Raw genomic sequence first — 13,614 nt, forward strand, 5'->3', positions numbered from 1 at the left:
TAACATAGGGAGGGCGTAGTAATGAGAATTGTCGATAACAAGGGGTTGGACTGTCCGCAGCCTGTTATAAATACTAAAAAAGCCATAGAAAAAGGATTGCCAGTTACATCTATTGTTGATAATGAGGTGGCACGGGACAATGTTACTAAGCTTTGTACAAAATTAGGCTTTAAAAGTCAGTGCCAAGAAAAGGACGGTTTTTTTCACATAACCATAGCTGGTGAAGAAGCGGAGCTCGTTTGCCAGGAGAAAACTGAAGCTGTTGGAAAACATTTAATCATTCAAAGCGATAAATTGGGCCAAGGTGATGATACTTTGGGTAATGCGTTAATGAAATCTTTTTTCTTTACCCTTACCGAAACTCAGCCGTATCCAAAAAGAATATCCTTTGTAAACAGCGGTGTTCGCTTAGCATGCGAGGGGTCTGAAGTTTTAGACGCGATTAAGGATTTGCAGCAAAAAGGTACAAAAGTAGCTAGTTGTGGTATATGCTTAGACTTCTATAAGCTAAAAGATAAGCTTATAGGTGGCGAGATAACAAACATGTATGACATAGTAGAGTCAATGAATGAAATAGACACAGTGAGCATATAATTTAAACGGTGGTTAAGCAGTAGTTAAACGGTGGTTTGGCTACTGCTTAACTATTGTTATTGAAATTTTTTTAAAAAAAATTAAATATTTAGCAGGAATTATTCTCGTTTTGTAGAATAGGTATAATAATAGGAAAAATTCCTATTAAGAACTCATATAAAAAGGAGAGGATCTAATGAATTTAAAGGGAAGTAAGACAGAAAAGAATCTATGGGAAGCTTTTGCGGGAGAATCTCAGGCTAGGAATAAATACGAGTACTGGGCTAAAGCAGCTAAAAAAGAAGGATACGAGCAAATTTCAGGCCTGTTTTCCGAGACTGCTGACAATGAAAAAGCTCATGCAAAGCAAATCTTTAAATATCTAAATGGAATCACCACCACAACAGACCACCTAAAAGCAGCGGCTGAAGGTGAAAACTATGAGTGGACCACTATGTATGCAGAGTTTGAAAAAACAGCAAGAGAAGAAGGATTTGAAAAAATTGCCGATTTCTTTAGAGAAGTTGCAGAAGTGGAAGAAGAACACGAAAAACGTTATAGACACTTATTAAATATGGTAGAAGAGGGTAAAGTATTTAAGAGAGAAGAAAAAATCGAGTGGAAATGTAGAAACTGTGGCTATGTTCACACAGGAACTACTCCTCCTGAACTTTGCCCAGCATGTTTCCACAGCAAAGCACACTATGAGGAGCTTTGCAGAAACTACTAAAGGAGGACATAATAAATGTATAAATGCACTGTTTGTAACTACCTAAATACAGAAGATGAAGCCCCAGAAAAATGTCCCAAATGTGGAGCGCCACAAGAAAAGTTTGAAAAGCTAAAAAAGGAACACGTAGATAAAATAACCAGAAGCCGTCAAACAAACTACCTTTTAAAAGATTTAATCACATCCATGGAAACAATAAATGACATAGCAGATCAAGGCATCGACGATGACCTAGACCCAGGCTGTAGAAAATTATTCACTGAAGCCAAAGAAAGCGCAGAATTCTTGCGCCAAACTGCTATGGCGGAGATTGAGAATCATATAGGTAAGGGTAAGTGGGGCTAACACAGCCGAGCGGCTGCTTATAAGCACCTATCTTCGTTGTTGCAAAAAAAATCCCAGACTCCTCACGTATTACATATACGCTGCGGGCCTGGGATTTTTTAGCGCCTAGAATCTAGGCACTTCTAAGCAGCCTTGGTGGGGTCGATAAGCGCCTGACTTCGTTGTTGCAATTAGCGCCCCAGACCAGTCACGTATTATATATACGCTCCCGCCCTGCGTCGCAAATTGCGCCTAGAATCTAGGCACTTCTAAGCAGCCTTGGTGGGGTCGAATAAGCGCCTGCCTTCGTTGTTGACAAAAAATCCCAGACTCCTCACGTATTACATATACGTTGTGGGTCTGGGGTTTTTTAACGCCCTAGAACTTTTCTATTCCCCTCGCTACAGGCCCCCTACTCTTCGGGGGTGTTTTGGTATTTCAAACTAATAATAAATACTTAATGTGGTTTAGGAAGGATAACGTCGGTTTTGGTCGAATATATATTTAATTAGCAAAATATAGATAAAGGAGTGGGAGGATGAAGGAGAAAATGTTGGATATGCAAGAAACTATTGCTCAGTGGCGTCGATACTTTCATCAGTATCCTGGCGTGGGGTTTGATGTGGAAGAAACATCAACAAGGATTGAGCAAGAGTTAGATAAAATGGGTATAACAAATCGAAAAAGATTTGCATCTACGGGGATTGCAGCACTGATTGAGGGAAATAGTGGCTGCGATAAAACTGTGGCATTGCGCGCTGATATAGATGGACTACCCATTCAACAAATTAATGATGTCCCCTATAAATCCAAGATAGATGGCAGGATGCACGCTTGCGGTCATGATGCTCATATAGCTATGGCTTTAGGGGTGGCAAAATATTTTACTGAGCACAAAGAAGAGCTAGACGGCAATTTGCTACTTATTTTCCAGCCAGGTGAGGAAGGGTACGGAGGAGCTCAAGCTATGTTAGATGACGGCTTGTATGAAGAATATCCTTTTGAAACAGTGTTTGGCTGCCATGTTGGCTCTATCTTCCCTGATGTTAAGTACAACAAAATCGGTCTAAGTGCAAAGCCTACTATGGCTGCGGCAGTTGAGTTTTCATTAGATATCTATGGAAAAGGGGGGCACGGAGCTGTTCCTCAAGAAACTGTGGATCCTGTGGTGGTATCAGCTCATGTAATCACTGCTTTGCAAACAATTAAAAGTAGAAGACTAGCTCCCACGGACAACGCCATAGTAACTATCGGGGAGATAAAGGGTGGTTCAGCCCCTAATATAATCCCTGATAAAGTCACGCTAAGAGGAACTGCCAGATATTTGACAGATGATATAGGAAAATGTATTTATAGCAGCATAGATGAAATTGCTAAAGGGGTTACAGCCGCATTTGGTGGTAGGCATAATTTGACCTTTAAAGACCCATATCCACCAGTAAAAAATGACGATGAATTAGTAAAGTGGGCTAAAGAGGAACTATCTGAAGTAACAGAGTCCGATCAGATTGTGGAAATAGAAAAACCTAGCATGGGCGGAGAGGACGTAGCAGTATTTTTGCGCAAAGCACCGGGGATATTCTTTTTCTTAGGGACAAATAATAACACCGAAAAAACAAGCTACCCTCACCACCATCACAAGTTTGATATAGATGATAGTTTGCTGTGGAAGGGCACTAATGTGTTTGTAAATCTCATAAAAAAATACTATAAAAGGTGAAACTTTTTGATAGGTTAAAACGTCTATAACATTAGAGGGGTATTTTTCTTGTAGATGTTATTTTGGGGAAAGTTAAGGGGATAAGGATAACAAATTAAAACGCTAGCTAGAGGGTGTAACTTAAAGATATGAGAGGGGAGAGGGGAAAGTGAAGACTACTCCTATTCTTGGGGTCATTTCAATAGCCATTATAATAGTTATTTTGGCAACTAACTTAGGCAATTCAAAACTAGAACCAACAAAACCTGAGTTTTTGCAGGTAAAAACCTCCCTTGATAGATATGGATCGGAGGAAGTAATTCACGTTTGCATAAAAAACAAAAGCGATGATGAGATTTTGTTTGGGGATAATTTTTTAGGGTTAAATATGTTTGTGCGAAAATCATCAGGACTTTGGGAGCGTTATTATCCAGACATAGATATTAAACTTGTGTCTTTGTCGTTAAAACCAGGAGAAGTAGCAAACTTGGAAATTCGTTGCTCTGGCATGGATCCTGGGGAGTATAAGTTGACCTTTGAAGGGTGGGAAAAGGAAAACTTTAATGAACTAATCACAGCACAAGTAAATTTAATTATAACTCCCTATCCTAAAATAAAAGTAAAGAGCGATAAAACAGAGGTTAGACCACGGGAGAGCCTTAGTTTGACTGTTATTAACGATCGCTTACACGACATAACGTTTTCTGATAGCACATTGGGAATGAAAGTATATATTAAAGATGACGATGAATGGATGCAAATACCATCTCCTTTATACAGTGATGGTATAGAGTTAACCTTAAGTCCAGGGCAGATATATGAGCTTGACATACCACCTCTTAGGGCAAGTGGGAGGTATAGATTTATGTTTTATGGCGTTGACTCAGAAGATGCTGTGATAACAGGTGAAAAAGAAATTACTGTTATCAGAAGATAATAAGAAAAAGGGTTGTCTTCTTAAGAAAATACTCTTAAGAGACAACCCTTTTTAGTTAAAAAAGCGGTTTACTATACTAAATATAAATGCCAAAATCCCGCTGGCTACTAACGGCCCTACAGCAACACCTTGAAAAAAAGAAACCCCGATTATCGTTCCGCCTATTAGGGCAGGGACTAAGTCAGGACGAGTATCCATCATGTTAACACCTTCTCTAGCTAAGTAAGTGGCGAAGCAACCCATCAACAAAGCGGTGATTCCAACTGGAGTTTTTATGTTGGAATAAATCTCAGAAATAGAAACCTTTCCAGAGGCAAAGGGTGCCAAAATTGCTGCAGTTAAAAAAATTATCGACCATTTAAGACCTTGCTCATCTAACCATTCGATGGCGCTATTAAGCCGGAGTAGTTTTAGAACTAGCAATATGGCAACTGCATAAGCAACTGACTGATTCTGGGTAAAAACTGCCAATGCCATGATGGCAATTAAAATAAGCATTCCTTCTCCAAACATTAACACAGCCTCCTTATTGCCAATTTTTAATGCGTCGTTTTAATACAGCTATAAGCGGCACACCCAGTCCCAATATAATGATGGCTTGGCTTATAAATATGGACAAAACAGTAGGCAAAAAAGGAACCGCGAAGGCGTAATACAAAATCATCGGAATAAATATAGCGTTTAGCACGATAGGGAATGAGTATGCAAGTTTAGAACCTCTAAAATAGTAGGTTAGTATCGCTGCAACTAGTGTAATTAGGCTTCCACCAACTATATCAAGTATATGGGCTCCAGCAAAAATGTTTGCCAATAAACAACCTATAAAAACTCCTAGGATTGATTGAGGCATAATTATAGGCAGCACAGTAAGAGCTTCGGCGACTCTAAATTGTATCGGACCCATAGTAAACTGAGCAAAAGGAGCTGTTAGCACTATGTATAAAGCAGCTACCATGCCTCCTAACGCCAAACCTCTAGGTGAAAAAATATCTTTCATAGCTTAACCTCCAAAAATATATAATTGCATAAATTAACACCATTTAATTAAATGGTGTTAATTTTTTTGTGCTATGTTATTTTACCACATTTTGATGAACGTTACACCTAAAAAAACTTTAGGTGTTTGAAGAAAGTTCTACTACATCTTTATCTTGTAGTACATGATCATGATTAACCCATTGTCCATCAAACTTTGCAGAACCCCATACCCTAGCCTTTTCAAGGTTTGCAGCTATGTCTTTGTGAATTTGTTCTGCAAGGTCTAAGATAGTGCTTCCTTTAGGCAGTGTAAAAGGCTTTGAAAAGTCAGGATCTTTTCCTGGAGCTTTGGTATAAATTCTATTGACTTCTAGTTTTTGAAATAAAACTTCCGTCAAGTTATCCAATCCTAGAGAGTCTTTAACTGAAATCTTGTAAAAATCAGGAAAGTCATCTACAAGGTCTTGAGCAACTTCAAAGTTTTCCATAGCTTCTGGGCTATCAAACTTGTTTCCTACCCAAAGCACTTTATAGGGAAGAAGCCCTTGAACTCCAGGTGTATTACTGTGGTTTATTATTCTTTTTTCCTCAATTAGCTTTTGAATTTTGGGTATATGCTCAATGCAATCTCCGTCTGTAAAATCAACCATAATAATTAAAAGATGGGCATTTTTAATACCGCTGGCAAACTCTCCGGATATCCCTTGAGGATCGATGGGAGGAGTGTCCACTAGCTGGATAAATACGTCATGATAAGGGAGCATTCCAACTACTGGGGTAAATGTAGAAAAAGGATAAGGTTGCTCTTCTGTTTTAGCAGCGGTAAGCTTTCCCACAAAAGCCGATTTTCCACAGTTTGGGAATCCAAGCAAAAAAACCTGGCCTGCTCCTTGTTTTTCGATAACAAAAGGACTGACTGTTTTCTTGCTACCACCTTTATCCTCACTTTTTTTCAGCTTAGATAGTTTTTTACGTAGTTCTCCCTGAATTTTTTCGGTACCTTTATGCTTAGGAATAACAGCAAGCATCTCTTCTAAATGGGCTATTTTCTCCTCTGTTGTGGTGGCCTTTTTGTAAGCCTCTTCAGCGGCATAATATTGTGGTGTTAGATTCGCGGCCATTTTTAATAACACCTCCGTCAATCAGGTTTGTTTAATTAAGTTATATTCAACATTACGTGAATTTTTTCCTCCTATTTTTGTCATCTTTACTTAGACGTGGATATAAACATAAGTGGGGGGATAAATAATGATTAATAAAGTAGAAAGACTAGAAAGTGAACGCTATTATATTGATAACTTTAAAGACCTTAATTTAAATAAAACTTTAAAACAAGTAGTTTTAAGCGATAAGTTTCTCTGTATTTTTGCAAGGCTACTACCTTGGGAGCTGGTACTAAAATATCAGGTTCCAAGTGTGAGTACAGTAAGCTACTGTATAAAAGCAATGAAAAGTAGATTTCCAGACAAGGAAACTGCCATTAGCTGCATAAATAGCAACAAATCCTTACTAACCAGCCAAAAAAAAGGACTTATCCAGCTGATAGAAAGGGAACACTGTTATTAATATAGAATACTATAGTAACGTATAACGGTAGATGTAGACGAACAGTAGTTTAACAATAGTTGAACAGTAGTTGAACAGTAGTTGAACGATAGTTAAACCATTGTTAAACCATCGTCAAATGCTGACCCCAACGACAAAACCAAGGGACAAGGGGGACTGGTATGCAGTCCCATCGTTTTCCAATGGGACTGCCGTACCTGTCCCCTCTGTCCCGAAGATGGATAGCCCCAATTAATACCGCAACTGATGACCCCAATTGACTGTAGGGGAGCAGCACTACTGCTCCCGCACCTAACGTCCGCGGGCTAAAGCGGACAGTTACTGAGGTCCCAAACTGGTATTAAATCTAGACCCCGATGGCCCAAATGCAGGGGTCGGCCTTTTAAAATTACCTTTCTTGAACTGTAGAAAGTTAATTTTGACAGGCTGACCCCAGCCCCCACTGGTTTTATTCCCCGGGGTAGCAAAAGAAGAAGTTAGAAATTATATCTCTAGGTCAAAAATTCCAAAACCTAATTGGCCGCGAAAACGTATAAATAAGCTACATGCTGGGACTAGGATCTAAAGATTTGAAATACTGAACTGATGCTGGGTCTGAAACCCAAAATGATGCCCCAAATGAAAAATCAAAATGGCACCTTCTCGAAGAGGTATGGGGCGACCTCAGTGTCGCCCATCAGTAGATGGCCAGCGAAAATGGCCAGGTTTAAATAGGTAGTTAAACGATAGTAAAACGATAGTTAAACCATTGTTCAACCATTGTTAAACTATCGTTAAAAACTTTACCGTGGCCAATTAGGTTTTAGCATTTGGCAGTTAGCAGGTGGTAAAAGCAAATACTGCCAGGCAGAACAAACCGCTCTTGATATCCTGTCCAACTAACCAACTAACCAACTAACCAACTGACTGCTGTATCTAGCACCGTCAGTTCAGGATTAGCATATATTTCCGGGTTTGTAGGGGAGCAGTACCTGCTCCCGCACCTAACGTCCGCGCCCCAAAGCGGACAGCTACTGAGGTCCTAAACTGGTATCAAATCATGACCCCGATGGACTGTTTCTCCACATGTTCGACACCTTTAACTTTGAGTCGACGCTGAACAATAGCTGAACAATCGTTGAACCATTGTTAAACAATTGTTGAACCATCGTTAAAAACGTTACCGTGGCCAATTAAGGTTTTAGCATTTAGCAGGTAGCAGATGCTCTGCCAACGGGACTCTGACCTTAATTGTCAATTGTAAGTTGAATGGAAGCGAGCTCAAAGTCAAAGCCTTACTCACAGGGAGAAAAGACGCCGCCTTCAATCAAACCCTCCAATATATAGCAAATCCTTCAGCAGAGGAAAAACCCAAATGACAAAACCAAGGGACAAGGGGGACTGGTATGCTGTACCATCGTTTTCCAATGGGACTGCCGTACCTGTCCCCTCTGTCCCGAAGATGGATAGCCCCAATTAATACCCTAACTGATGACCCCAATTGACTGTAGGGGAGCAGTGTCTGCTCCCGCACCTAAAGTCCGCGGGCTAAAGCGGACAGCTACTGTAATCCATAACTGGTATCAAATCTAGAACCCGATGGCCCAAATGCAGGGGTCGGTCTTTTAAAATTATCTTTCTTGAACTGTAGAAAGTTAATTTTGACAGGCTGACCCCAGACCCCACAAACCCAAATTGGCCGCGAAAACGTACTGTGTCAACCCATCAGCAATTGGCTAGCCAATATGGCAATGACCACCAAAACTTCGCTGTTACTAGGGGCATAGGATGTTATGTTCTTTGTTACCAACTTCCGACCTCAAATTACTTATTACCACTACTCATGTAACCAATATCGTAATCTTTACCGTGGCTAATTAGTATTTAGTATCTAGTAGAAAGCAGAAAGTAGAAAGCAGATAGAATTGAAATTTGCACCACCTGTATGATAGAAAGTAATGGAGGGAGCTGGACTTATGGGCTGGCTTTGGATGACTTTGTTTTTGGCTATAGTATTTATAATTAGTATAATTGTGCTACTGCAAAATCGTGATCCTTCACGAACTTTAGCGTGGATTTTAGTGCTGTTTTTTCTTCCGGGGTTGGGTATATTATTATACCTTTATCTAGGTCAAACCCATCGGAAGAAAAAGACTTTTCTTAAAAAGAGGAAATCCGATTATAAGGCTGTAAAGCAGCTGTTGCGAGGTAACATCCCTTTAACTAAACATAATGAATATGTAAAAAGTCTTTCTAACGATTCCATAGCAAAAAAGATGATCCCGTTATTTGTAAATAGCAGTCACGCGCCACTTACCACAGAAAATGACGCAGAGATTTTGCAAAACGGCTCTGCTGCCTTTTCTGAGATGCTCCGCTGCATAAAAGAGGCGAAAAGTCACGTTCATGTGGAGTTTTTTATAATAAAAGAAAGCGATATAGGAGAAGAGTTTAGACAAGCTCTTATAGACAAAGCAAAAGAAGGGATACCCGTTAGGCTAGTCTACGACGCAGTAGGTAGTTGGAAATTAAAAAAGTCTTTTCTAAAACCTTTAGAGGATGCTGGTGTTGACGTTAGAGCTTTTTTGCCAGTTAGTTTACCTTTTTTAGGTGAAAAACTTAACTATAGAAATCATCGCAAGATTTTAGTAGTAGATGGCAAGATAGGATTTTTAGGTGGGTTAAACATAGGGGACGAGTACCTAGGTAAGGACCCTAAAAGAGGTTTTTGGAGAGATACCCATTTAAAAGTAGCGGGAGCATCGGTTTATGTATTGCAAACAATATTTCTAAGAGACTGGCAATTTGTCTCAAAGCAAGATATCGAGGTTAATAGCGTAAAATATTATCCTCCAATTGAAAAAAAGGGAAACGTGTCCATGCAGATAGTTTCAAGTGGGCCGGATTCTTACTGGACGGGTATCCAACAAGGATACTTTGCCTCTATAGCTAATGCTAAAGAAAAAGTTTATATAACCACTCCATATCTTATCCCTGACGAAAGTATTTTGGTAGCTCTAAAAACAGCAGCTCTTGCAGGTATTGATGTTAGAATTTTAGTTCCTAGCATTCCGGATCATAAGACGGTTTTTTGGGCATCTAAATCCCACTTTCAGGATCTTTTAGATGCAGGGGTTAGGATATATCAATATGAAAAAGGGTTCGTTCATGGTAAAGTTATAATAGTTGATGACAATTTTACCTCTATTGGCTCTGCCAACCTTGATGTCAGAAGCTTTGAACTTTCTTTTGAGGTTAACGGATTTATATATGATAAAAAGATTTGTGCCCAAGCTACAAAAGATTTTTTGGAGGATTTAGGGAATAGTAAAGAAGTAATCTTGAAAGAATATCTTAAAAGGCCTATCACAGATAAGATAAAAGAATCACTAGCAAGGCTTTTGTCGCCCCTTTTATAGTGATGACGAAAAAGCAAAATAGATATAATCTATGGAATTACTTGACGCAATATATTCATTTCGATTAGACTATACTTACAATAAAAAATTCTTATCGAGAGTGGTGGAGGGAAGGGCCCGATGAAACCCGGCAACCTAACTTGTGGTGCTAAATCCCACAGAGTTTTTTTATGCTCTGAAAGATAAGAGCCAGTCTCTTTGTCGAACTAGAGTTTTTTATTGTAAAAACCATTATTTTATATGAGGAGGTTTTTACAAATGACCAAAAGATTTTTATTTACTTCAGAGTCGGTGACAGAGGGGCATCCCGACAAAATTGCCGATCAAATTTCAGATTCGATTTTAGATGAAATTTTATCAAAGGACCCCAATGCAAGAGTTGCTGCCGAAACAACTGTATCCACAGGCCTTGTGCTAGTTTCTGGCGAAATCAGCACAAAATGCTATGTTGATATTCCCAAGATTGTACGGGAGACTATAGCTGACATAGGTTATACCCGTGCTAAGTTTGGCTTTGACAGCGAAACATGCGCTGTTCTCACCGCCATCGATGAGCAATCCCCAGATATTGCTCAAGGGGTGGATAGAGCGTTAGAATCAAAAGAAGGCCATACAGAACTAATGGATGAGATAGGAGCAGGTGATCAAGGTATGATGTTTGGATTTGCCTGTGATGAGACCGTAGAGCTTATGCCGCTACCTATTTCATTAGCTCACAAGCTGTCTATGAAACTAACATCAGTAAGGAAAGACGGAGTGCTAGAATATCTAAGACCTGACGGAAAAACTCAGGTGACCATCGAATACGAGGGTGATACTCCTGTTAGAGTTGATACAGTGGTGGTTTCAACACAACATAGCTCTGAAGTTACTTTAGAAGAGCTTAAAAGTGATATTATAGAAAAGGTAATAAGACCTACTATTCCAGAAAATTACCTTGATGAAAACACAAATTTTTTCGTTAACCCAACTGGTAAATTTGTCATAGGTGGACCTCAAGGAGATGCAGGACTTACAGGAAGAAAAATAATTGTGGACACTTACGGAGGCTACTCTCGTCACGGAGGAGGGGCTTTTTCAGGTAAAGACGCCACTAAGGTTGATCGATCAGCAGCTTATGCAGCTCGCTATGTTGCAAAAAATATAGTTGCTGCGGGACTTGCAAAAAAATGTGAAATACAGCTAGCGTATGCTATTGGTGTAGCAAAACCTGTATCGCTGATGGTGGAGACCTTCGGAACAGAAAAGGTAGATCCAGCTAAAATAACAGAAGCTGTTAAAAAGGTTTTTGACCTAAGACCGGCAGCTATAATAAAAGAACTTAAGCTAACTCGACCTATCTTTAAAAAGACCGCAGCTTACGGACACTTTGGAAGGCAGGGAGAGGAGTTCACTTGGGAAAAAACAGATAAGGTTGATTTATTAAGAAAAGAATTAGGACTATAGACTAACGCCCTGGCAAAAGCTGGGGCTATTTTAATGTGCCGAGTTTTGCAGGATATTGCCATCTTTTGTAGAAAAGTTAATAGAAAGCTGAGGTGATATCTTTGAAGCTGGAGTTAGAAAATTTAGAACAAATAACTAACCAAGTGATTTCTAGTATCGAACAGGGTAAAAATGATATTTTTGAAATTACGGAAAAGGCAAGAAAAGAAGAAGAAACAGTTAAATACCAGCTAGCCTCCCTTAGTAGCGAGGTTAGCGCAGTTATAAATGAAGTGGACTCAACGGAGCTTAAGGAAAAAAAGGCCAGGCAAAGGCTTATGGATGTCAGTAGAAAATTTGAAGAGCATAGCCAGGAAAATATTCAAGCAGCTTACGAGACCGCGCATAATTTGAATATCAAACTAGCAGGCCTTAGACAGAAAGAACAGTCGCTAATAGAAAAACGTAGTGAATTGGAGCGAAGGTTGGTCTCTATCAGGGAAATGGTGAAAAAAGCGGAAAACTTAGCTACCCATGTTTCTATAGCTTTTGACTATTTAGTAAACAACCTATACAGCGTAAGTCACCAGTTAGCTAATTTCCAACAAGCAAAAAATATAGGTTATAAGATAATACAAGCTCAAGAAATTGAACGCAAAAGAGTGGCCAGGGAAATCCATGACGGTCCTGCGCAAAGCCTGGCAAAACTAACGTTAGCTGCTGAACTATGGGAAGAGGAAATTTCAACGGACTCTTCTAAGGTTAGGGAATGCCTGACAGACATCAAGAAAGAGTCGAGAAGCATTTTAACTGAAATACGAAGGATAATTCATCAGCTAAGACCTATGACAATTGATGATTTAGGCCTGGTTCCAACACTGCGCAGGTTTTGCGAAGAATTTAACGAGAACAATAACATTCAGCTAGAGTTTATATGTTTTGGAGAGGGGAGCAAGTTAGATAAAAATATAGAGGTTACACTTTATAGAATTGTGCAGGAATCTGTACAAAATATGCTTAAACATAGCCAAGCCACTAGAGGGGTCATTAAGCTGCAGTTATCTAAAAAACTGACTTTGAATATTCGGGACAATGGCAAAGGCTTTTGTCCGGAAGAGGTCCTAGGTGACATTAGTGCCGAGAAATTTGGCCTTTTAGGTATGAAAGAGAGAGTGAACCTAGCAGGTGGAGAGCTTAACATAAAATCATCTTTAGGCCAGGGCACCTTAATAAATGTAGTTATTGACAAAAAACAACAGGGGGAGGAATATCATGACTAATCATATTAGAACAGCAGTAATAGATGACCATTCTATGATCAGAGAGGGTATTGTCAATTTATTAGAAAGAGAAGATGAAATAGATATTGTTGCACAGGGTGCAAATGGCCAAGAGGCTATAGAGATTGTAAAAGAGCATAGGCCGGATATCGTGCTAATGGATATAAATATGCCTATCTTAAATGGAATCGAAGCTACTGAAAAAATAAAAAATGAGTACCCAAAAACCAAGATCATCATGCTAACCATTCACGACGGAGAGGAATATATCTTTAAAGCCATTAATTTAGGGGCGGAAGGCTATGTTTTAAAAGATGCTGGCAAAGAAATTCTTCTTTCTGCGTTAAAAAATGTATATAATGGTGACGCGTTTATTTCCCCTAACATAACGAAAAAAGTTTTTAAAGAATTAACAAGGCTGGAGAGAAAAAAGCCGACTAAAGAAAATCCACAACAGGTATTTCGATTTAGTAAAAGAGAATGGGAAGTTTATAAATTGATGGCCGAAGGCAACAGCAATAAGGAGATAGGATGCGCTCTTAACATAACTGAAAAGACGGTAAAAAACCATGTCAGTAGCATATTTAAAAAAATGGAAGTTTTTGATCGTACTCAAGCAGTTATTAAAGGTATAAAGGAAGGTGTAGTGGAAGTTTAATTTTATTGGTACATAAGCCCACGCTTTTGCATATAGTAAAGCAAGA

The 13,614-nt window shown here is 39.2% G+C and carries 13 protein-coding genes and 1 riboswitch; of the genes, 10 read left to right on the top strand and 3 right to left on the bottom strand.

What is annotated here, in order from left to right; all coding sequences use genetic code 11:
• Positions 1–21: 21 nt before the first annotated feature.
• The 5 genes from yedF (at position 22) to PRVXH_RS02350 (ending at position 4,263) form a co-directional block, all read left to right on the top strand.
• Positions 22–594 (top strand): sulfurtransferase-like selenium metabolism protein YedF, encoded by a 573-nt coding sequence (yedF, locus tag PRVXH_RS02330; protein ID WP_353893705.1) that lies wholly within the window; start codon positions 22–24, stop codon positions 592–594.
• A 175-nt stretch (positions 595–769) separates the two neighbouring features.
• Entirely contained in the window at positions 770–1,303 is a 534-nt protein-coding gene (rbr, locus tag PRVXH_RS02335; protein WP_353893706.1) for a rubrerythrin, read from the top strand.
• Positions 1,304–1,318: 15 nt separating this feature from the next.
• Positions 1,319–1,648: a rubredoxin-like domain-containing protein gene (locus PRVXH_RS02340; protein WP_353893707.1), complete on the top strand. Its 330-nt coding sequence runs from the start codon at positions 1,319–1,321 to the stop codon at positions 1,646–1,648.
• 517 nt (positions 1,649–2,165) lie between these two features.
• Complete coding sequence (locus tag PRVXH_RS02345) at positions 2,166–3,347, top strand: M20 family metallopeptidase (protein ID WP_353893708.1); 1,182 nt, start codon at positions 2,166–2,168, stop codon at positions 3,345–3,347.
• A 148-nt stretch (positions 3,348–3,495) separates the two neighbouring features.
• On the top strand, positions 3,496–4,263 hold the full coding sequence (locus tag PRVXH_RS02350; protein ID WP_353893709.1) for a hypothetical protein: 768 nt from the start codon (positions 3,496–3,498) through the stop codon (positions 4,261–4,263).
• 51 nt (positions 4,264–4,314) lie between these two features.
• Here PRVXH_RS02350 and PRVXH_RS02355 read toward each other — a convergent pair whose 3' ends face one another.
• From PRVXH_RS02355 to PRVXH_RS02365, 3 genes are all read right to left on the bottom strand, one after another.
• Positions 4,315–4,776, bottom strand: coding sequence for a DUF441 domain-containing protein (locus tag PRVXH_RS02355; protein WP_353893710.1), 462 nt, complete (start codon positions 4,774–4,776; stop codon positions 4,315–4,317).
• A gap of 13 nt (positions 4,777–4,789) precedes the next feature.
• Complete coding sequence (locus PRVXH_RS02360) at positions 4,790–5,260, bottom strand: QueT transporter family protein (RefSeq protein WP_353893711.1); 471 nt, start codon at positions 5,258–5,260, stop codon at positions 4,790–4,792.
• Positions 5,261–5,378: 118 nt separating this feature from the next.
• Positions 5,379–6,362, bottom strand: coding sequence for a TGS domain-containing protein (locus PRVXH_RS02365; RefSeq protein ID WP_353893712.1), 984 nt, complete (start codon positions 6,360–6,362; stop codon positions 5,379–5,381).
• Positions 6,363–6,489: 127 nt separating this feature from the next.
• Between PRVXH_RS02365 and PRVXH_RS02370 the strand changes: the two genes are divergently transcribed.
• The 5 genes from PRVXH_RS02370 (at position 6,490) to PRVXH_RS02390 (ending at position 13,568) form a co-directional block, all read left to right on the top strand.
• Positions 6,490–6,807 carry a hypothetical protein gene (locus PRVXH_RS02370; RefSeq protein ID WP_353893713.1) on the top strand — a complete coding sequence of 106 codons (318 nt, stop codon included), beginning with the start codon at positions 6,490–6,492 and terminating at the stop codon, positions 6,805–6,807.
• 1,955 nt (positions 6,808–8,762) lie between these two features.
• On the top strand, positions 8,763–10,205 hold the full coding sequence (cls, locus tag PRVXH_RS02375; protein ID WP_353893714.1) for a cardiolipin synthase: 1,443 nt from the start codon (positions 8,763–8,765) through the stop codon (positions 10,203–10,205).
• 88 nt (positions 10,206–10,293) lie between these two features.
• A riboswitch (SAM riboswitch) is annotated at positions 10,294–10,394 on the top strand.
• 69 nt (positions 10,395–10,463) lie between these two features.
• Positions 10,464–11,651: a methionine adenosyltransferase gene (metK, locus tag PRVXH_RS02380; protein ID WP_353893715.1), complete on the top strand. Its 1,188-nt coding sequence runs from the start codon at positions 10,464–10,466 to the stop codon at positions 11,649–11,651.
• Between the two features lie 101 nt (positions 11,652–11,752).
• A complete protein-coding gene (locus PRVXH_RS02385; protein WP_353893716.1) occupies positions 11,753–12,910 on the top strand; it encodes a sensor histidine kinase in 1,158 nt (385 codons plus the stop codon).
• Positions 12,903–13,568 (top strand): response regulator transcription factor, encoded by a 666-nt coding sequence (locus PRVXH_RS02390; protein ID WP_353893717.1) that lies wholly within the window; start codon positions 12,903–12,905, stop codon positions 13,566–13,568. Before PRVXH_RS02385 ends, PRVXH_RS02390 begins: the two co-directional genes overlap by 8 nt.
• The last annotated feature ends 46 nt before the right edge of the window (positions 13,569–13,614 follow it).

It is taken from the genome of Proteinivorax hydrogeniformans, assembly GCF_040515995.1.
GTDB lineage: Bacteria > Bacillota > Proteinivoracia > Proteinivoracales > Proteinivoracaceae > Proteinivorax > Proteinivorax hydrogeniformans.